At 62.4% G+C, this 23835-nt stretch carries 19 protein-coding genes, 2 tRNA genes and 1 pseudogene; 12 read left to right on the top strand and 10 right to left on the bottom strand.

Annotation, left to right across the window (positions count from 1 at the left end; all coding sequences use genetic code 11):
- The first annotated feature begins 44 nt into the window (after nucleotides 1–44).
- Nucleotides 45–1508, top strand: a complete 1464-nt coding sequence (locus tag FVP60_RS08650) for a SulP family inorganic anion transporter (protein WP_147825857.1) — start codon at nucleotides 45–47, stop codon at nucleotides 1506–1508.
- A gap of 93 nt (nucleotides 1509–1601) precedes the next feature.
- Here FVP60_RS08650 and FVP60_RS08645 read toward each other — a convergent pair whose 3' ends face one another.
- The 4 genes from FVP60_RS08645 to FVP60_RS08630 form a co-directional block, all read right to left on the bottom strand.
- Nucleotides 1602–2372, bottom strand: coding sequence for a hypothetical protein (locus FVP60_RS08645; protein ID WP_187240617.1), 771 nt, complete (start codon nucleotides 2370–2372; stop codon nucleotides 1602–1604).
- A complete protein-coding gene (locus FVP60_RS08640; RefSeq protein WP_147825855.1) occupies nucleotides 2333–2686 on the bottom strand; it encodes a PD-(D/E)XK nuclease family protein in 354 nt (117 codons plus the stop codon). Before FVP60_RS08640 ends, FVP60_RS08645 begins: the two co-directional genes overlap by 40 nt.
- Before the next feature lie 247 nt (nucleotides 2687–2933).
- The gene (locus FVP60_RS08635) at nucleotides 2934–3446 is read right to left on the bottom strand and encodes a PH domain-containing protein (RefSeq protein WP_147825854.1); all 513 of its coding nucleotides are present in this window, start codon (nucleotides 3444–3446) and stop codon (nucleotides 2934–2936) included.
- 398 nt (nucleotides 3447–3844) lie between these two features.
- Entirely contained in the window at nucleotides 3845–4786 is a 942-nt protein-coding gene (locus FVP60_RS08630) for a GlxA family transcriptional regulator (RefSeq protein ID WP_147825853.1), read from the bottom strand.
- A 107-nt stretch (nucleotides 4787–4893) separates the two neighbouring features.
- On the opposite strand from FVP60_RS08630, the gene FVP60_RS08625 reads away from it, so the two are divergent.
- Together FVP60_RS08625 and FVP60_RS08620 are read left to right on the top strand one after the other, a co-directional pair.
- Nucleotides 4894–5205, top strand: a complete 312-nt coding sequence (locus FVP60_RS08625; RefSeq protein ID WP_147825852.1) for a putative quinol monooxygenase — start codon at nucleotides 4894–4896, stop codon at nucleotides 5203–5205.
- 368 nt (nucleotides 5206–5573) lie between these two features.
- Nucleotides 5574–6479: pseudogene (locus FVP60_RS08620) on the top strand (transposase); the annotation flags it as partial.
- A gap of 75 nt (nucleotides 6480–6554) precedes the next feature.
- Here FVP60_RS08620 and FVP60_RS08615 read toward each other — a convergent pair.
- Nucleotides 6555–6612, bottom strand: a tRNA-Leu gene (locus tag FVP60_RS08615).
- 439 nt (nucleotides 6613–7051) lie between these two features.
- Here FVP60_RS08615 and FVP60_RS08610 point away from each other — a divergent pair.
- From FVP60_RS08610 to FVP60_RS08585, 6 genes are all read left to right on the top strand, one after another.
- Nucleotides 7052–7942, top strand: coding sequence for a hypothetical protein (locus FVP60_RS08610; protein WP_147825851.1), 891 nt, complete (start codon nucleotides 7052–7054; stop codon nucleotides 7940–7942).
- Nucleotides 7943–8093: 151 nt separating this feature from the next.
- Complete coding sequence (locus tag FVP60_RS08605; RefSeq protein WP_147825850.1) at nucleotides 8094–9173, top strand: DUF3644 domain-containing protein; 1080 nt, start codon at nucleotides 8094–8096, stop codon at nucleotides 9171–9173.
- 445 nt (nucleotides 9174–9618) lie between these two features.
- Nucleotides 9619–12345 (top strand): DNA methyltransferase, encoded by a 2727-nt coding sequence (locus FVP60_RS08600; RefSeq protein WP_147825849.1) that lies wholly within the window; start codon nucleotides 9619–9621, stop codon nucleotides 12343–12345.
- Nucleotides 12342–14324: a DEAD/DEAH box helicase gene (locus FVP60_RS08595; RefSeq protein WP_147825848.1), complete on the top strand. Its 1983-nt coding sequence runs from the start codon at nucleotides 12342–12344 to the stop codon at nucleotides 14322–14324. The genes FVP60_RS08600 and FVP60_RS08595 overlap by 4 nt, the downstream gene beginning before the upstream one ends.
- The gene (locus FVP60_RS08590; protein ID WP_147825847.1) at nucleotides 14321–15508 is read left to right on the top strand and encodes a GIY-YIG nuclease family protein; all 1188 of its coding nucleotides are present in this window, start codon (nucleotides 14321–14323) and stop codon (nucleotides 15506–15508) included. The genes FVP60_RS08595 and FVP60_RS08590 overlap by 4 nt, the downstream gene beginning before the upstream one ends.
- The gene (locus tag FVP60_RS08585) at nucleotides 15493–17310 is read left to right on the top strand and encodes a hypothetical protein (RefSeq protein WP_147825846.1); all 1818 of its coding nucleotides are present in this window, start codon (nucleotides 15493–15495) and stop codon (nucleotides 17308–17310) included. Before FVP60_RS08590 ends, FVP60_RS08585 begins: the two co-directional genes overlap by 16 nt.
- Nucleotides 17311–17653: 343 nt before the next feature.
- Here FVP60_RS08585 and FVP60_RS08580 read toward each other — a convergent pair.
- Nucleotides 17654–17727 (bottom strand) — tRNA-Pro (locus FVP60_RS08580).
- Nucleotides 17728–17836: 109 nt separating this feature from the next.
- Here FVP60_RS08580 and FVP60_RS08575 point away from each other — a divergent pair.
- Nucleotides 17837–18415 carry a GNAT family N-acetyltransferase gene (locus tag FVP60_RS08575; protein WP_147825845.1) on the top strand — a complete coding sequence of 193 codons (579 nt, stop codon included), beginning with the start codon at nucleotides 17837–17839 and terminating at the stop codon, nucleotides 18413–18415.
- 83 nt (nucleotides 18416–18498) lie between these two features.
- A complete protein-coding gene (locus FVP60_RS08570) occupies nucleotides 18499–19212 on the top strand; it encodes a lysoplasmalogenase family protein (protein WP_246132532.1) in 714 nt (237 codons plus the stop codon).
- A 209-nt stretch (nucleotides 19213–19421) separates the two neighbouring features.
- Here FVP60_RS08570 and FVP60_RS08565 read toward each other — a convergent pair whose 3' ends face one another.
- The gene (locus FVP60_RS08565; RefSeq protein ID WP_246132531.1) at nucleotides 19422–20141 is read right to left on the bottom strand and encodes an SUMF1/EgtB/PvdO family nonheme iron enzyme; all 720 of its coding nucleotides are present in this window, start codon (nucleotides 20139–20141) and stop codon (nucleotides 19422–19424) included.
- A gap of 103 nt (nucleotides 20142–20244) precedes the next feature.
- Between FVP60_RS08565 and FVP60_RS08560 the strand changes: the two genes are divergently transcribed.
- Nucleotides 20245–20613: an RNA-binding S4 domain-containing protein gene (locus FVP60_RS08560; RefSeq protein WP_147825844.1), complete on the top strand. Its 369-nt coding sequence runs from the start codon at nucleotides 20245–20247 to the stop codon at nucleotides 20611–20613.
- On the opposite strand, the gene FVP60_RS08555 is transcribed toward FVP60_RS08560, so the two are convergent.
- From FVP60_RS08555 to cmk, 3 genes are all read right to left on the bottom strand, one after another.
- On the bottom strand, nucleotides 20610–21515 hold the full coding sequence (locus FVP60_RS08555; RefSeq protein WP_147825843.1) for an NUDIX domain-containing protein: 906 nt from the start codon (nucleotides 21513–21515) through the stop codon (nucleotides 20610–20612). The two genes, FVP60_RS08560 and FVP60_RS08555, sit on opposite strands and share 4 nt — an antisense overlap.
- Before the next feature lie 125 nt (nucleotides 21516–21640).
- Nucleotides 21641–23143 (bottom strand): ribosome biogenesis GTPase Der, encoded by a 1503-nt coding sequence (gene der, locus FVP60_RS08550; RefSeq protein WP_147825842.1) that lies wholly within the window; start codon nucleotides 23141–23143, stop codon nucleotides 21641–21643.
- Nucleotides 23136–23816, bottom strand: coding sequence for a (d)CMP kinase (gene cmk, locus FVP60_RS08545; RefSeq protein ID WP_147825841.1), 681 nt, complete (start codon nucleotides 23814–23816; stop codon nucleotides 23136–23138). The genes der and cmk overlap by 8 nt, the downstream gene beginning before the upstream one ends.
- Nucleotides 23817–23835: the final 19 nt, after the last annotated feature.

The raw sequence follows: 23835 nt of genomic DNA, 5'->3' as shown, positions 1-23835 counted from the left end.
GTTCTGTGCCGCTCGGCGCCGGGCGGAACGCCTAAAGTTAATCAGTGAAGACTTCTCCGTCTGTGATACAGGCCCTGCGCAACCCCCGACTCTTCGCGACGGAAGTGCTCGCGGGAATCGTCACGACACTGGCTCTGATTCCCGAAGTGATTTCGTTTTCGGTGATCGCGGGCGTTGATCCCAAGGTGAGCCTGATCGCCTCGGTGGTGCTGGCGATTTCGATGTCAATCTTGGGCGGTCGCCCCGCGATGATCACGGCGGCCGCAGGCGCGGTGGCTCTGGTGGTGGCGCCCCTGGTGCGCGAGCACGGAGTCGAGTACCTGCTGCCAACGGTCATCGTGGCCGGAACCATTCAGATTCTGTTTGGTGTGACCGGCCTCGCGCGCATGATGCGCTTCATTCCGCGGTCGGTGATGCTGGGGTTCGTCAATGCGCTCGGCATTCTGATCTTCGCCGCGCAGGTTCCCCATCTGCTCGATGTGCCCTGGCTGGTGTATCCGCTTTTCGCGCTGACGATCGTGATTGTGGTGGGGCTACCGCGTCTCACGAAGGCGGTACCCGCGCCCCTGGTGGCGATTGTCGTCGTGACGGCGATCACGATGATTGCGCAGCTGAGTGTTCCGGCCGTGGGCGATCAGGGAGAGGTGGCGGGCGGGCTCCCCGGAATCACGCCACTGCTGGTTCCGCTGTCGATGGAGACGTTGGGCATCATTGCCCCGACGGCCGTGAGCGTCGCGTTTGTCGGGCTGATGGAGACGCTCCTCACGGCGAAGCTCGTCGATGACATCACCGACACCCGATCGCACAAGGGCCGTGAGTCGTGGGCGTTGGGCGTCTCGAACATTTTCGCCGGGCTGTGGGGCGGCATCGCCGGGTGCGCGATGATCGGCCAGACGGTGGTTAACGTCAAGCTGGGGCGCGCACGCACGCGGTTGTCGACGTTTGTGGCAGGTGCGTTCTTGCTTGTGCTCGTGACGGTGCTGAGCGACGTGATGGAACAGATTCCCATGGTCGCGCTGGCTGCCGTGATGATGGTGGTAGCCATCTCGACGATCAACGTGCACAGCATTCGGCCGTCTACGTTGCGCCGCATGCCGCTTTCCGAGACGGCGGTGATGGTGGTGACCATTGTCGTCGTGGTCGCCACGAGCAACCTCGCGATTGGCGTGGGCGTTGGCGTATTGCTGGCCATGGTGCTGTTCGCGCGGCGCGTGGCGCATGTCGTGACCCTGACGCGACAGGTGTCGGGAACGAGTGTTGCCTATGCCGTGCACGGCCCGCTTTTCTTTGGCAGCAGCAACGACCTCGTCGAACAGTTTTCATACGCCGAAGACCCGGCTGAGGTGACGGTGGACTTCTCGGCGGCACAGATCTGGGACGCGTCAACCGTCGCCGCCCTCGACTCCGTCGAAACGAAATATCGCGAGCACGACATCACTGTGCACTTCGTGGGCCTCGACTCCCGCTCCACCCAGTTTCACGAGCGGTTGCGCGGAATGTTGGAGTAACGGGGTGTGCATGGCGGGGGTGCCGTGCGCGCCATGGTGATACTGGCGTTGGTTCCCTCAGCTAGCCGCAATGCGGCGCGTGCGGAGAACGCGTTACGGCGCTGTTCGCGCAGTATCGATGGGGCGAGGCTCTACGGAACCTTCAGCGCGATGTTGCTCAATCTCCCCGTGCACCGCTGAGGCTGCCGCTTTCAAGTCAGAAATTGTGAGATCGGGTGTCTTCACGTACCTATAAACGAAAGACGGAGCGAAGTGATTGAACTCCTTTCTTCCGCCAGGGACTTGAGGTAGCGGCATTGGAAAAGCATAGAACTCGGGGTGCCGCCGACTTATGTCCTCACGTAGACGTCGTGATTCCTGGCTCCGACCCGCTATCGATTGGTCGTGGTAGACGACGGCACGGCGGAACTGGTTGCCTTGGAGCTGCCAACCGAGATGCACATGCTGTCCCCGCGTGTATACGTACTCGAATGACTCCACCAGCGGGGTCGCGTTGCTCATGCCACCAGCCGCAGGTTGCTCAAGTTCAGGCAGAAAATCGTTGAGTGCGCGCGCGACGCGCTGGGCGCGTGCCTTGTGCAACGCGGCGCGCATCTGTGAACTGGAAATCGATGAGAGCAGTGTTTCAGACAGCCACACGGGTTCATTGTCGGAGCGTACGTCGGTGGCAGAGACCAACTGGTGCAGATCGCTAATGAGCGCGGCGTAGCGGCGCATCGTCTCGACCTCGTATGACGAATCGGCGGGGAGCGCTTCAAGGATCCGTGCCCCGAATTCTGCGTAGCTGAGATAGCGCCAAGTGCCGAGATCGAAGTCTGGCGCACTCACCGACAGCAGTACGAGAGGGGTGGTGCGTGCGACCACCCGGCTGTTGCAGCCTGATACTCCTCCAATTGGTCGCGTTGCGGTAACGAGAAAACCTTGTTCTCGATGACCAATGGCGCGCGATCTGGCCAGTGGAACACGAGATCCATATGTCCGCGCTCGCGCTCCACGAAGCGATGCGAGTCGGAACCGTCCCCTGCGAACGGGCGGAACGTTGCGTCAGCCGATGCGGGAAGCTGATCGAAGAACCAGCCGATGAGATTGGAGTGGAACAGCTCGCGCTGCCCGTACATGAGGCGGCCGAGCGGGTTCGCCTCGATGCGACGCGCGACGTCCTTGAAGTGTTCGCTCATGATTGATCCAGAATACGAGGTGGCCAGGCGACGCAGCCATCCGTATCACGGATCGACGCGCAGATCCATTCATCTGAGGGAAGAGCCCGGGCTCCGAAACACCACGGCGCACAAGCGTTTCCCACGCGCCCTCGAGCAATCTAGCAGCCGCCCTAAGATGTGAGCCGGGCGCCAGCGTCGATGTCCATCAGCGATCCGATTGACCCCACACGAGCCGCAGAACTTCGACCACGCAGGCGGGGCCAAGTCAGAGCCTCTTAAGTAGTTCCGCCTTCTTCGTCTCAAACTCATCAGCGGTGACGATACCGGCGTCCCGCAGCGAACCTAATTGTTGCAATTGGAGCATGACGTCAGCGCCGGCAACGACGTTCTGCGCCGGAGCCTGAGCATCAGAGCGAACATGCTTCGCATTCATCCCTTGCTTCACAGCCGACAGGAAGTCCGCAAACTCGTTCGCAGGTTGGAGCCACTTCACGGAGACACGGTTGCCAGACGCATGGAATGTGACATGGTGCCCCATCAGGGTTTTGCCTTGCTCGAAACTCGAAATATTGCCATACGGGAATGACTCGAGATCGAACCCACCCAACTTCTTGGCGTAGAAGATCACCCTTCGGTCTGTCGCGATGAGCACCCCATTCCGAACACTGTCGGATCCCATGATCTTGACCTCGTACGCGCCCCGAACGGCGCCTCTCAGCACCTCGCCGACCTCAAAATGCCCCTTCGCCTGTTCGACAAGCTTTTCCGACTTTGCCACAGCAATTTTCCTCTCGACCCGACCACACCGAGCAATCCATCCTCAAACTAGCGCAATACGGATTGGGCCCCGATTATTCGGCCCGTGTTCTGCGGCTATCGGCGATCCGCGGGCGCGGCCAGCGCCATCCCAAGAACTACTGTGGGTCGTCGCACCGCACTGCACAGCTGCTCGCCGTCGCAGTCGTCGGCTATGACCATCTCGCAGCGGCAATCCAACAGGCCGCATTGAGATAGCGGTCGTTCCGTGCGCAGTACGCGCGTTCAAGCGAGCGGTGCACTTCGTCAGCGATTGCCTCTTCTGTTTCGTAAAGATCCAAAACTTTGTCGGCTGATCGCCAAACAGGCTCGAGCGTCGACGCGACGTGCTGAGAGGTGGTCCTAAAGCATGGCGATAGGTCAGGAACGGCGTCGCTCCCTGCGCAGGAGGGAGCGCAGAGTCTCGGCGTTCGCGTAGCCGACCCGTAGCGCGATCTCGGCGGAGGTGAGGTCCGTGGTTGCTGAGAGGTGCCGAGCTCGTTCGATGCGAAGCCGTTGGACGAAGCCGAGCGGAGTGAGGTTGAGCGCCGCACGGATTCGTCGTTCGAGGGTGCGCCGGCTGGTGCCCAGCGACTGCGCGACGAAGGCGACGTTGAACGGTTCGTCCAGGCGGGCGCGCACGAAGCGTTCGAACTCGACGACGATCGGGTCCTCGTGCCGGAGATGTTCGTAGGCGACGAAGGCCGCCTGCGACGGCCGCTCGTCGATGATGAGGAGCTTGGCGACATGTTGGGCCAGGTCGGGGCTGATCGATCGCACGAGTGAGAGCGCGAGGTCGATGTGGGCGAACGCGGCGCCGGCGGTGACGAGGTTCCCGTCGACCACGACCATGGTGTCGAGATCGAGGGCGACGGTCGGATAGCGCTTCAGGAACTCCGGCCCTAGGAACCAGCTCGTCGTCGCCCGCCGATGATGCATCCGTCCGGTCTCGGCGACGGCGAACACACCGGTGCACGCCGCGGCGATCCGGGTGGTCGCCTCGTCGAGGCGCCCGAGCGAGGCGATCACCGAACGAGCATCTCGGCTCTGGAGGGCGTCGTTGGTATCGGCGGCCGTGAGGGTTCCAAGCGCAGGGACGACGACCACGTCGAACTCTCCGGACGCCGACAGCGGGTGGTCCACCGACAGGGTCATCGATGCCGTCGTGGTCACTCGCCGTTTCGGTCCGAGGATGGCGAGTTCGATCGGCTCGATCCGCGGGTCGACATCGCCGCGGGCTCCGTCGGCCACCCGCACGATGTCAATGATCGACGCGATAGCCGAACCGAAGCAGCCGTCGATCGCGATCAGTCCAATACGCATGGCGTAAATAGTAGCATTACTGCCGTATACGCCACTCCCCACCGGCTCTCGCTCGTCATAGGCTGAACTCGTCTCACGAAGAACCCCGACCTCAAGGAGAGTCCCTCATGTCCACACCCACATCACTTCCGTATGCCTTCGTCGCCAAGATCGTCGCGGCCGATGGACAGCACGACTCGCTCGCCGATCTGCTCGCCGGTGCTGTCGCACTCGCCAACGAAGAAGTAGGAACGATTGTCTGGTTCGCGGTCAGGACCCACGCCGACACCTTCTGGATCTTCGATGCATTCCCCGACGAGGCCGCTCGCGACGCCCACGCCAACGGCGCCATCGTCACCGCCCTGATGGCCAACCAGCACCTCCTCGCCGCAGCACCCGAGATCCTGGCGGCCGACGTCCTGGCGTCCAAGCTTCCGTAGTCCGCCAACGCACGAGACGATCGCGCCCCGCCGAGCCTCCGGACCCGACCGCCTCGACACCCGCACCACGTTGATGATCCCCGACGGGCCGAACGATCGCTGCGGCTATGCACCGTTGACACCTCGCACGTCCAGGTCGCGACACAACGCCCCGCCGCATCGCGACCACCAGAACGGAACAGCCCCTGCCCTGCGTTTCCACAGGTCAGGGGCTATTCGCCGGAGCCGCCTGTCGCAATCGAACCGACGACCTAATCAGGCTCATCCCAGATGAGGGTGTAGTTGGCGTTGGCGTGGCGGTCCCGGGATAGACGTCGAGATCTCCCGAGGATGAAGGTTCCTACACGCTGCATCCGAGAGACCTTGACTTGTCTGACGCTACCGTCGGCGAGCGCTCTGGCGCGTTCGCCCGCCCTGACCTGACCACGTTCTGCCGCCGCGATGAGCTCGACCTCGTCGTGACCGGTCAACGCCTCGAGCCCGCGCGTGCGGTGCTCGCTTGCCCGGTCCTGACCCCTGATGAGTGGTGCCGATGCTGCGGCGCCGAGGGCGCTGCTCGGGACACGGTCATCCGTCGACTCGCGCACGAGGCGCTGGACGTGGCGACCCACCGTATTTGAAATCGCGGTGCGTCGCTACCGTTGCACCGGCTGCGGGCGCGTGTGGCGCCAAGAAACCACCCGCGCGGCCGACCCACGGGCGAAGCTCTCGCGCCGCGGGCTGCGGTGGGCACTCGAAGCGCTCGTCGTGCAGCACCTCACTGTTGCCCGGATCGCCGAGGGGCTCGACCTCACCTGGAACACCGCCAACGATGCGGTCCTGGCCGAGGGCAAGAGGGTCCTGATCGAGACGCCGACCGGTTCGATGGCGTAAAGGTCGTCGGCGTCGATGAGCACTGTGCTGCCACACCAGGCGTGGCGCGATGCGGTCGCGGTCATGGATCCCTTCCACGTCGTCCGCCTCGCCGGCGACGCACTCGACCGGTGCCGCCGGCGTGTGTAGCAAGCCATCTACGGCCACCGCGGGATGAAGGGAGACCCGCCCTACTCGGCCAGGCGGACCCTGCACACCGTCGCCGACCTGCTCACCGACAAGCAGGCCTCCCGGCTGAGGGTGTTGTTCGCGACCGAGAACATGTCGAGGTCGAGGCGACCTGGGGCATCTATCAGCGCATGATCGCCGCCTACCGGCACGAGGACCGACGCCGCGGTCGCGAGCTGATGAAAGAGCCATGCCGGGTGACAAAGGCCCGCGTACCACGTCGGCTTGTCAAAAAGATGGGTTGTGAGGACCGGATCACATGTCACCAACGAAAAAATCGCGGAAACCCTTGAATTTCCGCGATTCTTTGGTCGGGCTGACAGGATTTGAACCTGCGACCCCTTGAGACGCTGCCAGCATCTCCCGCAGGAGCGCTCGGTAGCTCGCGATGCCAGACGGGAGTAGGGCTCGCGAGGCATCGCCCCTTCCCGGCGATTCCCGCCGGATACGTGTACATCCTGATCCTTGCGTGTACATCTGCGTGTACATTCTTGGAGCGTTTCGAGCGCTCCAGAGCGTGCTCGAGCGAGCTGGTCGAGCATCTAGCGTTCGGCCGGAGCATCTTCATCGATTTGAACCTCAGGCGCTCGAATTGAGCCGGAGTATATTTCGCCTGAGTCGACTCGTGAGTAGCGCTGAGCCAGGTCCTTCGTCGGAGTGCTGCGAGGTCGATTCCCGTGCTGATGTGAGGCCCGTCAGCTGACGCGCCGAGCCGTGCGCGGCGACTGGAAGCGAGGCTCTCTGTCGACCTACACTTGAATCACGGGCCTTGGGGCCGAACGACAATTGAACAGGTGGGGTTCGAATGGCCTCAGTAACACAACGCATCAAGCAATACAACAAGGAAGTTGGTCAGCCTCGTGGCGGGCTGATCAATCCGAAGCTCTTGACGGCGACGCAGTTCGACGACGAGCAGGGCGCGCTGGACCACAAACTGGAGAATATCCACGCGTCGATCGTCGGACTGGCCGTCGACTATCTGAGCCGGCTGGCGCGGATTAGCGCGAAGAACACGGAAGAGGCGGTGCGTCAAGCGGCAGACGTCTTCCGCGCTTCAGTGATGGGTTCTGAGCGCCTCAGCGATTTCGGCGGTGATGAGTCGATCGCGGCAGACGCGAAGGCTGTGGTCCTCGGGTTCGAGATGACGCAGCTCGACGACGGCGCAGTGAAATACGTGATCGATGCGGATGCGGTGCGCCGGGCCTGCCGGTTGTCGACGTACGACGTGGGCCTGCGCGCGGGGGTGGTGTTCTACAACCCGCAGAGTACGCAGCTCGCGCCGGATGAAGTCACGACGGCCCATATTCTGACCATGATCCAACGGGCTGCAAAGTTCTTTGAGCAGTACGGCCCAGTGACGACGGATGGCTTCATCTTCGTCAGCGAAGAAGCGCACGCTGTCGGCGGCCGCGGCGGGTACACCGATCTGGTGGACAGCGGCGACGGAGACTTTCTGACCGCCGACACGCTGTGGGACTTCAAGGTTTCCGCGTCGAAGCCGACCAAGGACCATACTCTGCAGTTGCTGATGTACTTCCTGATGGGCAAGCAGTCGAGCCTGCCGGACTTCGAGGACATCACCTCCGTCGGCATCTTCAACCCTCGGTTGAACGTTGTCTCACGCCTCGAAGTGATGGAGCTGCCGGCTGATGTAATCGAAACGGTGCGGCGCGACGTGATCGGGTACGACGTGTGAGCACGACAAGCGTCGAGTGCTGCATTGATGAATATCACGGTCAACGAGGTGCGCTGTGCGCACGTCTTCGGGAGGTCGGGACCGATCGCAAGGTAAGAGGGGCTTGACCCTACTTCGCTCGCGTGTCATAGGTTGCCGATAGCCTCATGACATGGCACGACCTCCCCGATGGCAGACGACTCTCGACGCGAGCTTGGAAGAGGCGTGCCTCGCAGTAAGGCTGTACAACGATCCCGCGGAGTCGCGCTCGTTCGAGGGCTTCGTGATCCACATGCACCTGGCATGGCTCTACCTGCTGCACGCGCAGTTCATCCGCGACGACGTGGACTTCCGCTACTGGGACCCGCAGTTTAAGAAGAGGCTGCTCAAGATCGACGGGGAGGCGAAACGCTGGGAACTCGAGCGCTCCATGAAGGAGCGCTGGCCGTCGGACGCCGATCCGGTTCGTGCGAACCTCTCGCTGTTCATCAAGCTGCGGAATCGCTTGGAGCATCGCCATGCGCACGCCGACGAGGCGCTGATGCTAAACCTCGCCGGCCACGCGCACGCTCTGCTCGTGAACTTCGAGACCGAGCTGACCGAGCAGTTCGGCGACAACCAATCGCTGGCGATGCGGCTCAGGATCCCAATCTTCGTCGGTACGTTCACTTCCGAGGGAGAGCAGGCTCTGCGGAGGTTCCGGAGCACCCTGCCGAATGACATCAGGACCTTCGTTACGAGCTACGAGGCCGGCCTGGACGAGTCGGTCACAAACGACTCGCGCTACGAGTTCAGGATCAGGGCGATCGTCGAGCTCGCGCCGAAGGATCCTGATGCGATCGCGCTGCAATTCACGAAGTACGACGATATGACAGACGACGAGCGCGCCTTCGCGGAGGAGCTCGGGCGTCGCGGCCAAGTGATCGTCCGCGACAGGAAACAGAACGTCTCGGGCTTCGGCCGAGTGATGCCGACGAAGGCCGTGAAGGAGATCCAGGCAGCGATACCGTACGTTTACAACATGGCGCACTTCACAGACTCCTGGAAGAAGGCGAAGATCCGTCCGCCCAACGGTGACGACAATCCGTCACGGACGAACACGGACTTCTGCGAGTACGACGAACCGACGAAGACCTACAGATATACGAAAGCTTGGGTCCAGCGCTTGATCAAGAAGTGCTCGACGCCAGAGGGCTTCTTGGAGATGACGGGCCGGGAGCCGCGGACGAAGCCGGCCAAGGCCAAATCCTGATCGAGTGCCTCGCCGGCCACGAGCCGGACTTCTGGGGGCAACCCCGGGAGTGCCGTCGCTTCGCTTCGCGCTGAGTACTGTTTCGAAGCGATTCCGTGGTCGCGCGCGGCACTGCGACGGCGGCTCGACATGCTCGAGCGCGTCGAGATTTGGGAACTTCGGCAGCGAGCGGGCGCAGCACTACTGGGACATCAGCACCGCCTTGAGCAACGACCGGCTCTTCGCGGACATCTTGCTCAGAGAAGCCGAGCCAAGCCGGGCCGCCCCGTTTAGGCCCTTGCACTGACACCCTGATGTATCACCATCCGACGGCGGTTGGCCGAAGCCGTGTCGGACCCCGCCGATAGGATGTCCACGACGCAGCGCCCGCCTCGCAGCAGAGGCGTACGTGCGCGATGACTGGCCGATTTCCCCCGAACGGCCCGTATGAGAACAGGACATCGTTATGGCGAGATTGAGCCTCAAGTCGGTCGAGGAGCGGGTCGCCCCGCTGGCCGGGCGCGATACGTATGACCGGGAGTTCGTCTTCGATCTCCTGCTCGCCTACGGGAAACCGCAGGGAAACGTCACCCGGCTGCGCAACGGCTCGTTGAACGTCGCCGTCGATCCAACGACCGAGGTCGCTCAGAAGAACGTCGTCTACTTCAAGGAGACTGCCGGCGACCCGCTCGAGGTCGCCGAGGAGCTCAAGACGACGCCGGCGGTCGTGCGCTTCAGCACGCGTTTCATGATCGTCACCGACTACGTCGACGTCGTCGCGCACGACACCAAGACGAACGAGACGATCGGCTTCCCGATCCGAGAGATCGACCAGCACTTCACCTTCTTCCTGCCGTGGGCCGGCATGGAGAAAGCTCAGTACGCCGCGGAGTCGCACGCCGACGTCAAGGCGGCCGAGCGCATGGGCAAGCTCTTCGACGAGCTGCTGCACGCGAACCCGGGCATCTTCGACGACGCGCAGGGGCGTCACTCGCTGAACATCTTCTTCACCCGGCTGCTGTTCTGCTTCTTCGCCGAGGACACAGGGATCTTCGACCACAACCAGTTCACGAACGCGGTCGGGTCGCAGACCCAGTCCGATGGGTCTGACCTCGCAGAGTTCCTGACCGACCTGTTCAAGGCTCTGGACACCGCCGATCCGGCCGACAAGCCGACGCACCTCGCGGACTTCCCGTACGTGAACGGCCGACTGTTCACGGTCACCGACGAGCAGGTCGTGCCGCGGTTCACGAAGCAAGCGCGCGACGAGCTCATCGCCTCGGGCACGCTGATCTGGCGCGACATCAACCCCGACATCTTCGGCTCGATGTTTCAAGCGATCGTCACGCCCGGCAAGCGCAGCGACCTCGGCCAGCACTACACATCAGTGCCGAACATCCTGAAGACGATCGAGCCGCTGTTCCTGGACGATCTGAAGGAGGAGATCAACGAGGCGCAGGACAGCGAGCGCCGCCTGGTCCGCCTTCTGGACCGGATCGCGGCAATCAAGGTGTTCGACCCCGCATGTGGATCGGGCAACTTCCTCGTCATCGCGTATAAGGAGCTGCGCAAGCTCGAGCACGCGATTCTCGAGCGGCTCGCCGAGCTGAGCCCGTCGCACCAGACGCTGTGGACGGACTCGAGGATCAACATCGAGAACTTCTACGGAATCGAGATCGACGACTTCGCCGTCGAGGTGGCGATCCTGTCGCTCTGGATAGCAAAGCATCAGATGAATGCTGAGTTCCGTGCGAAGTTCGGCGTGCCGATCCCTCTGATCCCACTGAAAGAGACCGGGCAGATCAAGGCTGGGAACGCGACGCGGGTGGACTGGAATGAGGTCTGCCCGAACGACGGCGAGACGGAGATTTATCTGATCGGGAACCCTCCTTATGTGGGCTCCAGCATGCAGACCAAGGAGCAGAAGGGCGAGTTTAAGTCGGTTCTTGGAGAGCGCCCGTTCTCTCCGAATCTTGATTACATCTCGCTTTGGTTCGTCAAGGGTGCCGACTACATCCGGGATACGCAGGCTCAGCTCGCATTCGTAACCACTAACTCAGTGTCGCAAGGTGACCATGTTGGCTTGATGTTCCCGACCGTGCTCAGCGATGACATCGAGATCGGTTTTGCTCACACATCGTTCAAATGGGAGAACAACGCGAAGCGAAACGCCGGCGTGACCGTCGCGGTGATCAATCTTCGGAACTTTTCGATGAGTGAGAAGTACATCTTCACGGATGGCCTTCAGATCAAAGCTTCAAACATCAATGGATATTTGGCCGACGGACCAAACGTCTTCATCGCCCGTCGGTCCTTGCCGCTTGGCACGAGGCTACCGCGAATGGTTCGTGGTTCGCAGCCTTCCGATGATGGTCACCTCATCATGGATGCAGCAGAAAGAGCTGAAATCCTCTCGAACAGTCCGGAAGCTGCGCGCTATGTTAAGCAGTACGTGGGTTCGTCCGAGTTCATTAACGATGGCGAACGATATTGCTTTTGGATAGAGCCTGACGAGGCGGCGCAGGTCATGTCGATCCGCGGGATCGCGTCCCGATTAAACCGAGTTGCCGAGTTTCGAAGTAGTCCGGACAGAAACGATAAGGCAACAAAGGATCTCGCAGCCAAGCCTTGGCAGTTTAAGCAGCCCGCCTATAAGGCGACTGACTCGATCATCGTGCCTCGCGTGTCGTCCGAACGACGCGATTACATGCCGATGGGCTATCTCGGACCTGACACGGTCATCTCCGACGCCGCGTTCGCGGTCTACGACGCGGAACCATGGCTTTTCGCACTCCTGACGTCACGTATGCACATGGCGTGGACCCGCGCGGTCGGTGGGAAGATGAAGACGGACTTCCGATACTCGAACACCATCGTCTACAACAACTTCCCGGTGCCGCCGCTGTCGGACAAGACGAAGGAGAAGCTCACGGTCGCGGCGCTGCGAGTGCTCGACGTGCGTGAGTACCACTGCGAGCAGACGCTGGCTGAGCTCTATGACCCGGACAAGATGCCGCAGGACCTGCGCGACGCGCACGCTGAGATCGATGCTCTGGTCGACTCGATCTACTCCAAGAAGCCGTACGAGACAGACGAGCAGCGCCTGTCGGACCTGTTCGCAATGTACGAGCGCATGACCGCCGAGGAGGCCGCGAAGGCACCGGCGAAGAAGACCCGGAGGACTGCGAAGTGAACGCGATCAACAAGCCCGTGAACATCGTCGACGTCACGTATGCGCAGACGAAGGCCTCGGTGAACACCGATGCCCTGGGCATGCGCGAGATGCAGCAGCGCGTCTTCGAGCAGCGCGACGCCCAGCACCTGCTGGTGAAGGCCCCGCCTGCGTCGGGCAAGTCGCGTGCGCTGATGTTCGTGGCGCTGGACAAGCTCTACAACCAGGGGCGCAAGAAGGTCATCGTCGCCGTGCCGGAGCGCTCGATCGGTGCCTCGTTCGCGTCGACGGCTCTGACGAGGCACGGCTTCTGGGCGGACTGGGAGATCAAGGACGAGAACAACTTGTGCGACGCGGGCTCGTCGGCCGGCAAGGTCGACGCGTTCGTCAAGTTCCTCGAGGGGCCCGACGCGGTGCTGGTGTGCACGCACGCGACGCTGCGCTTCGCCTTCGAGAAGCTGGCCCCGGAGTCGTTCAACGGCACGGTGCTTGCTATCGACGAGGTCCACCACGTCTCGGCGGATACCGAGTCGTCGCGCCTGGGAGCGCTGCTCCGGGACGTGATGAACGGCTCGGACGTGCACATCGTCGCGATGACGGGGTCGTACTTCCGCGGGGACTCGGTGCCGGTGCTGTCGCCGGAGGACGAGGCGAAGTTCACGCCGGTCACGTTCAACTACTACGACCAGCTCAACGGCTACGAGCACCTGCGTTCCCTGGGCATCGGGCACCACTTCTACCAGGGGCGGTACACAGACGCGATCGACCAGGTGCTCGACCTCGACAAGAAGACGATCGTGCACATCCCGAGCGTGAACTCTTCTGAGTCCACGAAGGACAAGCTCGAAGAAGTCGGCCGGATCATCGACGCGATCGGGCACGCCGAATCGACGGATCCGAACACGGGGATCATCAGCGTGCGCCGTGAGGACAACGGCCAAATCGTGCGCGTCGCAGACCTCGTCGATGACACCGACCAGAAGAAGCGCGGGGACACGCTGCACTATCTGTCGCACACGGCGTCCAAGGACCGTGACGCGGTCGACATAATCATCGCTCTCGGTATGGCGAAGGAGGGCTTCGACTGGCCCTTTGCCGAGCACGCCCTGACCGTGGGCTACCGGGCGTCGCTGACCGAGGTGATCCAGATCATCGGGCGCGTGACGCGCGACAGCCCGGGCAAGGAGCACGCGCAGTTCACGAACCTCATCGCCGAGCCCGACGCCTCGCAGGGCGAGGTCAAGGTCTCGGTGAACAACATGCTGAAGGCGATCACGGCCTCGCTGCTCATGGAGCAGGTGCTCGCGCCGAACTTCAACTTCAAGACGAAGAAGTTCGACGACGAGCCGGCGAAGAAGGGCGAGCTCAAGCTCAAGGGCTTCAAAGAGCCTTCCAGCGACCGCGTGAAGCAGATCGTCGCAACGGACCTGAATGATCTGAAGGCGACGATCCTGCAGGACGACACGTTCGCCCGGGCCGCGGTCGGATCCGTCGACGCCGAGACGACGAACAAGGTGCTGATCCCGAAGATCATCAGGGAGAAGTACCCGGATCTGACCGAGGAGCAAGTCGAGGAGGTACGCCAACAGGTCGTCGTGGACTCGGTGATCAAGAACGGTGAGGTCAAAACTGTTGGTGACCGGCGCATCATTAAGATGGCCGAGAGATTCGTGAACATCGACGAGCTGAACATCAACCTCATCGACTCGATCAACCCGTTCCAGCGGGCGTTCGAGGTGCTGTCAAAGTCGGTCACACCGTCGGTGCTGCGGCTGATCCAGGACACAATCACGTCGACGAAGATCGAGTTCTCGGAGGAAGAGGCACTCGCGCTGTTCCCGAAGATCAAGACCTGGGTGCAGGTGAACGGCAAGCGCCCTGATGTGCGTTCGGATGACCCCGTGGAGAAGCGCATGGCTGCGGCGCTGCTGTTTCTGCAGAAGCTGAAACAGCAGCGCCAAGCGGAGAAAGCCGCTACAGAAATGGTGGAACCCTCATGACACCGATTGATTTCACCTCCAATGAGAATCTTGTCGTCACACTCGACGAAATCCTCGACGACGAGCTCCTAGATACACCTGAGAAGCCGAAGAAGCTCACCTCGTCAGACCGCCTAGAGCGGGCGTTCCTTGAGATCGTCGAGTTTCGGCGGGTCGAGGGGCGGTTGCCGAGCTCGCAGACCCGTGAGATCGCCGAGCGCAAACTCGGTGCGCGCCTGGACGGGTTCCTCGCCAACGATGCGAAGGCCGAGGCGGTGAAGCACCTCGACGAGTTCGGGATGCTGGAAGTACCCGCAGCGCCGGCGTCCATCGATGACCTTTTGGACAGTGACGATCTCGACGACCTTCTGGGTGACGACAGTGGAATCCTAGATGTGTCGGATCTGCCCGTTCGGCGCTCGGCAGACGCTCCAGATTCAGTTGCACGGCGCAAACGGGCTAAGGACTTCGAGAACTTCGAGCACCTCTTCACTGCGAAACATGCTGAACTTCGCGACGGAACGTTGCGTCGTGCCCCGTTCCAGGGCGTCCACACAATCGAAGAGGGTCGCTTCTTCATTCTGAATGGGATGCTGCTCTTCGTTGCCGAAGTAGGCGAATCGAAGACCATGATTGTCGGTGGCAAAGCCGAGCAGAAGCAACGGCTCCGCGTGATCTTCGAGAACGGAACAGAGTCTTCGCTCTACCGACAGTCACTCTCCATCAGGCTGCATGAACAGAACGGCGAGGCCATTGTCCATGCCGAGACTGACTTGGACGAGATTCTCGACGCGGACATCGAAAGCGGACACATCTATGTGCTGCAGTCGATGAGCACCGACCCGCTGATCGCGAACATCCAAGACCTGCACAAGATCGGTTTCTCGACCACGAGTGTCGAACAGCGAGTCAAGGGCGCGTCGACCTCGCCGACTTACCTGATGGCCCCGGTCAAGATCGTTGCCGACTACCGCGTCTACAACCTTAAGGCCTCAGCGCTGGAGAACCTGCTGCACCGGGTCTTCGCGGACGTTCGGCTGGATCTGACGCAGGTCGATCGGAAGGGCCGCGACTACGACCCGGCCGAATGGTTCGTCGTGCCGCGCGACGTGATCAACCAGGCGGTCTCGATGATCATGTCCGGCGAGATCGTCGATTACGTGTACGACCGGTCGCAGCAGAAGCTGGTTTGGGCAAATCGATGAGGCCTTGTCCTCAAGAACGAGGCGACGCGGATCTGCCTAAGGTTCCGACAGAGTCTGAGGGCGCATCTCCAGAGGAATCGGCACCGGAGACAACAGGGGGGCCGGAATACGCCGAGCCGAAGATCGTCAAGGATCCCAGTGATGCCGCGGGACCTAGCGGTTCTCAAGGCACGGACGATCCGCTGGACGGCATCAGCCGCGAGATCCATGACGAAGTTGACCGCATGTATCGCGAAGTGCCAGAGATCGGTCTTGAGTGGCGGTGGTATGACTGGCCATATCGGGCACTGGAGCTCCTCTTCGTCAAGAGGAAGTACTGGACGATGCTGCCCAAGGCAATTCGGCGAACTATCAATAGGGCGCAGAACTGGCTACGAGCGCACAACTCGTTGGAACGCGAGAAGATCGCGCACCTCGACGATCCGATGTACAACATCGTCGTACCCGAACACGAGAGGGTGTCACTGCCATGCTTTTGGCTCGTGGAGTACTACTCCCCAAGTCATGCTGAAGTGCTCATGCAGCGGGTCCGTGGCCGGAAATGGGTCAACGCTGATTTCACGCACCCTGGTTCGCCCGATGTGTCCATCCGTGAGGGACGCAAGCGGGAAGGCGGCCTGGGTTGGCAGACGATTGCGACGCTGGTGAAGCCGGACCATGCCGGCTTCTACCCAGGGGCTATCCGAACGAAGTTTCCGGAAGAGTTCGACTCGATCAGCCTCAGTTTGCTCCCGCTGGGATCCGCGCTGACGGCTGTAGTCGCCCAGTTCAGACTGTCAGAGACGGCTTCGAAAGCGATTGACGCCTCGCTGAGAACAGACCACCAGCCGCAGTTGTATCGGTACAAGGGCACGCTGCAGGTCCGGCAGCGCATGTTCGTCGCGCTCGACGCCGTGAAAGAGAAGCGTGAGGAATTACATCAGACCGGTCGCGATTGGTTCGCAGAGGAGCTTCCCGGTCTCTTCGCAGTGGAAGCCAAAGCTTCGCACCCGACACTCGACATGCTCTTCACCCAGCGCCACGATCCATTCGAGTTGGACTACCTCGCTCGCAACGAGGCGAATTTCCAACGTGCACTGGGCCTAGACCAGGACCCCTTCAGTTTGTTGCACGCGCCCGAGTGGAAGCGCATCCGGATCATGGAGTACCAGTCTGAGACCGTCGATCGCGTTCGCCAGGATTCGAGCCTCGCGCTGATCGCGAAGTTCGATGACGCTCTCGGCAGGAAGAAGAGCTTCCGGAACTACGGAGAACAAAGAACTGAAGGCGCGATCCTGCACGAGCTCAACTTTGGCGCGCCGGGCCTGATCACACGATTCGGACTTTTCGAGCTTCTTCGTGTCAAGCAAGAAGCTGTAGCGATCGCGCGGGATCAGGCGAGTTCGCTGCATTCTCGCCGCCCAGTGACCAGCGCGAAGAAGCTGAGAAGGTCTGTGCTCAGATCGAGCATCGACATGGCCACGACGGCTCATGACATCGAAAATCTGACGAGCAACGACTATATGTATGAGTGGCAGGTCCCGACGTTGGCCACCCGTGAGCGCACAGACAAAGGGTGGTCGAAATCCAAGGACGGTGTCCTCAAAGAGTGGGCGAAGCGCCAGTCAAAGGAAGCGAGGAGACTCGCAGACCTTGACCGCGAGCTTCTCGGGATTCTCGACCTCGCGAGCAGTCTCACAGCGTCAATCGAAGGGATCCGGTCGCAGAGGTGGTCACTGGTCGTTGCGTTTCTCTCGCTTGTTGCCTCGGGCGCAGCCGTCTGGTTCGCGTACATGACGGTCAGCATCACGAACATGCCGTGATCGCGACGGTGGATGCCGAGAAAGCGTCGAGAGTCAAGCTGAACGTATACACCTCGTTCTCAACAAGATGCCGATCATCGACCGCACAGCAAATTGAACCTGCGAACTCCGAGGTTTTAAGACACCAATCGCAAAATGTGCCCGGTATCGCAACGAGCGCGATCAAGCGTGACTGCTGGATAGCTGAGACACGCGTTGAGGCCACTAAGAGCTGAATCTCCCCGGGTGTGTCGCTGAAATCGATCGAACCACGTGTACACACTTGCGTGTACATCGGCCCGCCTCAGGGACTTCAGAGACGAAAAAACCCTGATGAAAATCGCTTCTCATCAGGGCTTTTCTGTCGGGCTGACAGGATTTGAACCTGCGACCCCTTGACCCCCAGTCAAGTGCGCTACCAAGCTGCGCCACAGCCCGTTATTTGGTTGTTCGTCACCACGAAGGCAACTCGTCTATCTTACCCACAAATCTCAGGCGCCTCGAACCACCCTGGCGCCGTGTCGGTGGTCGGTTGTAGCGTCGGCACATGTCAACCGTCACGATTCATCCGGCCACGCCAGATCGCTTCGCCGATGCGCAGCACGCGCTCACCGGCGGCGGAGACGGCAAGAGCTGTCAGTGCCAATGGTGGCTACTGACCAACGCCGAGTTCACCAATTCGTCGGCCGACCAGCGCAAAGACTTACTCGAGGCAGAGATCACACAGGGCCCTCCGCCGGCGCTCATCGCCTACGTCGACGACTCCCCTGCCGGGTGGGTTCGCGTTGGCCCACGCATGAAACAGCCCCGCCTCGCGCGCACCAAGATCATCGCAAGTTCATCCTCAGAATCTTTCGACGATGAATCCGTGTGGGCCGTGTCGTGCTTTGTCGTGCGGCGAGAACACCGTGGTTCCAGAACCACCAAAGCACTCCTGGAGGCCGCCGTCACGTATGCGAAAGAGCACGGCGCGCGCGTGATCGAGGGCTACCCGGTCGACACCTCGGCCGGCAAAGCGTCGAGCAACTCGCTCTACGTCGGCACGCTCTCGACCTTTCTCGATGCCGGGTTCGACGTCGTCGCCCACCCCAAGCCCACCCGCGCCGTGGTCGCTCTCACCGTCTAGGTCACCCCCGCATCGGCGCGCATCCCGCGTACCGCGCGCACGAAACCCTACGATGGGGCTACCCGACTCAAAGGAGTGTCGCCGTGACCACCCCCGCGCCCGCACGACCCCGCGTGCTTTGGCTCCCGTTCGTGCCGTATGTCGTGCTGTCCGTCGTGCACGTTTGGGCTCTCTTCACGCAGAACATGGCACTCGCCGCCCCCACCAAGCTCGGCCTCATGCCGCTGCTCGCCATCGCCGTCGTACTCAACTCGCGCCGCATCACCCGCACGGCGCCCATCGCGATCCTGTTATTCGCGATCTTCTTCTCCTGGCTGGGTGATGGCGCCGGAACCTTCGTGCCCTTCTTGCCGACGGTTCCGATGATGTTGCTGTTCTTCGGTATCGCGCACCTCGCCTACATTCTGCTGTTCACGCGCCACGTCGCCGTACGCTCCTGGCCCAAAGCCGCCCTCATCTACGTGCTGTGGTGGGGCGCCATGCTCGCCGTCATCGGGCCACACACGGGCGGCCTACTCATTGGCGTTGCCCTCTACGGCATCGTGTTGGGCCTCACCGCCGCCACCGCCACGCGCGGCAATCTCATCGTGATTCTCGGCGGCGTGTTCTTTCTCGTCTCAGACTCGGTGCTGGCGTTTCAGCTCTTCGCGCCCGACATGGTCGGCAGCTGGACGAGCCCCGTCGTGATGCTCACCTACACCCTGGGCCAGGGCCTCATCGCCTTCGGCGCACTCGCCCACATTCGTCGCGCAAGCGACATCCGAAGCGAACCTACGGCTCGAGATCGACAACTGTGACGGAATAAGTTCCACCCGCACGTCGGCAATATCAACGCCGGCGTCGGTCAGGAGGGTTGCCAACCGATCCGTCGATGGCGAAGCGCCGGGGCTGGTCACGCGAATCTTCACGATGTCAGAGTCATCGCTCACGCCCACCATCTCCCCGTCCGGTGCGTTCCGTCTGAAAGTTCACTGCCGACTCCCCCGCCCGTCATCCGACAACATCATCATGGCGCGCCCGCATCCATCGCGCAGCGAAAGCCAATGTGCGATGCACCCGTGTCGTGCGAATGCGGCGAGCGAGCCGCCGGACGAAAGCGCAAGCAGTAGTCGGGCGAACTCAGAAACGATCCGCCCTTCAGCACGCGTCGCGATTCCCCATCGCCACCGACGTTCGCCAGCGTCGTGCGCCCCCCCGGGTACGAGCCCGCCGGCGCCGTGCCGCCACCAAACGCTCCGAGCCCCTCGGTGGGAAGCCGCTCACCGGCCCACGCCGCATAGGCCTGAGCGTCGTCAAAACTCACCTGAACGACCGGGTGATCCCATCGGTCACTCAGGTCTGATCCCGGCCCCTCCGGTGCACGCCACGATGCGCCCGTGGTCCACTCCCACCACTGACGCCAGTCTTGCAGGTTGACCGGCCCGGCCGTACGACGAAAAACGAGCGAACCGGGTTGCAGCATATCGGGCGTGCTCTCCGGAAACTCCGCCGGGTCAAGCGCACGTTCCGCCACTGTCACGTAGCCGGTCTCGTCGACAAAGGACACGAACTGCCGATTGGTCACCGGCGTGCGATCAAGCCAAAAAGAATCAACGGAACGCTCGTGTACGGGGCTCTCGTCGCGGTAATAGCGGGTGTCCCCCATGTGAAAGCGCCCGGCCGCGATGCGCACCATTCCGGCCGGAGCATCGGCGCCGTCGATCAGCCCGCCCCGCCCCGTCAGCATGAACCTAGCGAACCCCGCGGGGCCAGCGCAAACACGCGCCTTGCGGCCCGGTCACGTACAATCGCGACGGAGCATCTTGTTTCGCCTGAGCAGTTGGGAAGCCATGTCGGTACGTGTCGATAGCTGGCTGTGGGCCGTACGCGTTTACAAGACCCGCTCCGCGGCGACCACCGCCTGTCGAGCAGGCCACGTGCGTGTCAACGGCGAGCGCGCCAAGGCAGCGCAGCCCGTGCGCCCCGGCGATGAACTGCGCGTACGCATCGCCGGCTTTGACCGCATCCTGGTGGTGAAAGAACTCCTCACCAAGCGCGTTGGTGCCCCGATCGCCGCCACCGCAATGGAAGACCGCACACCTCCCCCGCCACCGCGCGAGCACATGGCAATGCATGCCGTGCGCGACCGCGGAGCGGGGCGCCCGACCAAGCGCGAACGCCGCGACATCGACAAACTACGCGGCCGCGAAGACGCCTAATCGCGTGCGGCCTCGTTCAACCACCGCACGCCGTGGGTCACCGCCCCGAGCGCTACTACGCGCTCACGCAGCCCACGATCACTCGTCACAACGTGCACAATCGCTCCGGGGCGTGCAGCCTCGGCTTCAACGATCGCCACGATCTCGTCATCACCTGATCCGCTCGCCCTCGCGACCGTAATACCCGCCGGGTCGCTAGCCGCTCTCGCTTCGCCCTCCAGCACCGCGATCACGGGAGCAAACCACCGCGTTCCGCCGACTTGCAGCGCCGATGCGGCGACCCCCGAACGTGCGAGCTCAGCTAAGGAATCCAGCACGCGGTTCGCGGCGCCAGCACGGTCTTTCCACCACCCGTTGGGCGTAGCACCCATCACGTTTGCGACGTCGACGACGACCACGGGGCGCACGTTCATCACCGACTGCAACATCGGCCATGATGACGCGAATCCCGGGTGAAGCTCGTGCTGGGCAACCTCCGCGGTTGGAACCCACTCCAGCGCAACGCTCTCCGGGTCGGCGATCACCGGCTCAAACGACTTCTCCACCACGGCAACCAGAGTCGTGTACGACCAGATTCCGAGGTCAAACACCGAGGTCAGCAGGGGGCGCACGGAACCATCCGGAACCCCCGCTTCCTCTTGCGATTCGCGCATGGCTCCCTGGGCGGGGGCTTCATTCTGATGCAGGGCCCCACCGGGAATCCCCCACGTGCCGCCGAAATGGCTCCAGCCCACACGCTTCTGCAGCAGCACGCCGCGCGCCTCGTCCACAGCCAGCAGGCCCGCCGCTCCGTATCGGCCCCAGTACTTGGTTCCGTCGGCGGCAACCACCCACGCATCACCGGGGTCGCGTGGTCCGTGTGGTCGACGCGGTTCACCAGCTGCGGGCTCGACGATACTCACCCGTCCAGACTGTCACACGCAGCAGCAACTGCGGCGAAATGTGCCACATCACGACACACGTGCCGACAGAAAAGCCCCAGGCCGGAACCAGTGGTTCCGCCCCGGGGCCTCTCGCGGTGAGCGGGCTATCGCTGGCGACGCTCGCGCACACGCATGTTGACCACGATCGGCGTGCCCTCGAAGCCCCAAATCTCGCGCAGGCGGCGCGTGATGAAGCGGCGGTAGCCCGGGTCGAGGAATCCAGTGGTGAACAGCACGAATGTCGGCGGGCGCGTTGCCGCCTGCGTGCCGAACAGAATGCGCGGCTGCTTGCCACCACGAACCGGGTGCGGGTGCTCCGCCACAAGTTCGGTGATGAAGGCGTTGAACTTTCCGGTCGGAACACGGGTGTCCCACGACTCGAGCGCCTGCTCAAGCGCCGGAACCAGCTTGTCGAGGTGACGACCGGTGCGTGCCGAGATGTTCACGCGCGGAGCCCACGCAACGTGCGCGAGGTCTTGCTCAATCTCACGCTCGAGGTAACGGCGACGGTCGTCATCGAGCAGATCCCACTTGTTGTAGGCGAGCACGAGGGCGCGCCCCGACTCGAGCACCAGGTCGATGATGTTGAGGTCTTGCACGCTGATGGGCTGCGTGACGTCGAGAACGACAACGGCAACTTCGCTCTTCTCGAGAGCAGCCGAGGTGCGAAGCGACGCGTAGAAGTCGGCGCCCTGCTGCAGGTGCACGCGACGGCGAATACCGGCCGTGTCAACGAGCGTCCACAGTTTGCCACCCAGCTCAACGATTTCGTCAACGGGGTCACGCGTGGTTCCGGCGAGCTCGTTAACGACCACGCGCTCTTCGCCGGCGGCCTTGTTCAGCAGCGACGACTTGCCCACGTTGGGGCGGCCAAGAATGGCGACACGGCGGGGCCCGCCGATCTCCTGCTTGGCGACAGCCGAAACCGTGGGCAGCTTCTTCATCACGGCGTCGAGAAGGTCGGCGACACCGCGCCCGTGAATAGCCGACACCGGGTGCGGCTCGCCGAGCCCCAGGTTCCACAGTGCAGCCGCTTCGGGCTCTTGGCGAGCGTCGTCAATCTTGTTGGCGACCAGGAAGACGGGCTTCTTCGTCTTGCGCAGCAGGCGAACGACGTGCTCGTCGGTTGCCGTGGCACCCACCTTGGCGTCGACGACAAACAGCACCGCGTCGCTCAGGTCAATTGCGACCTCAGCCTGCGCTGCCACCGAAGCATCGATGCCCTTGGCGTCGGGCTCCCACCCACCGGTGTCAACGAGCGAGAAACGACGCTCGTTCCACTCCGCCTTGTAGGTGACGCGGTCACGGGTCACACCGGGAGTGTCTTCGACAACGGCTTCACGGCGGCCGAGAATACGGTTGACCAGCGCCGACTTACCGACGTTGGGGCGACCGACAATGGCGAGCACCGGCAACGCGGGCGCGTAGCTGATGCCATCTTCGCCCACCTCGATGCCGGCGAGCAGTGCGGCGTCTTCATCGTCGAGGTCGTACTCGTTGAGGCTGTCACGCAGCGCCGACGCGCGGATCTCCGCGAGGTCGTCGTCTACGCCAGCCAGGCGCTCCAAGAGCTTGTCTTGGTCGTCATACTCGTCATCTTCATGCATGGGATTCTCCTGTCGCACGATCGATCTCCGCGAGGACCGCAGCAATCGTCTGCTCAAAATCAAGGTCCGTCGAATCTACGACGGTGACACCCTCGGCTGCTTCAAGAAAGTCAACCACTTGGGAGTCTGCCGCGTCACGCTTATGCATGGCGGCGGCAACCGCAGAAGCGTCGTGTCCGGTCAATTCCGCACTGCGTCGAGCAGCGCGAACCTCGGGCGCTGCGGTGAGCAGCAAACGAACAGGAGCCTCCGGCGCGACAACGGTTGTGATGTCGCGACCTTCAATGATGACAGCTTCGCGGCCGCTTTGCGAAACGAGGTCGTGAAAAGTGCTGTTCAGAAACTGTCGAACGGCCGGAACCCGCGCGACACCCGAGACGGCATCAGACACGCGCGGCTCGCGAATCTCACTCGTCACGTCACGGTCGGCAACCATGACCCGTCGCTCGTCGGGGTCCATTCCCAAGCGCAACTCGAAGTCACCAATCGCGTCGAGTACGGCCGTCGCGTCTGAGGTGTCGGCGTCGTGGTTAAGCACGTGCCACGCGAGCGCGCGGTACGCGGCGCCCGTGTCGAGGTAGCCGTAGCCGCGGCGGCGCGCGACCTCTTTCGACACACTCGATTTGCCCGAGCCCGCGGGCCCGTCAATGGCGACGATGAAGGTTTCGGGCATGGGCGTGTCCTCCTGGGGC

This window comes from Microbacterium mitrae (genome assembly GCF_008017445.1).
GTDB lineage: Bacteria > Actinomycetota > Actinomycetes > Actinomycetales > Microbacteriaceae > Microbacterium > Microbacterium mitrae.
The sequence above is the reverse complement of the archived record's forward strand: the minus strand, read 5'-3'. Positions and strand labels throughout refer to the sequence as shown.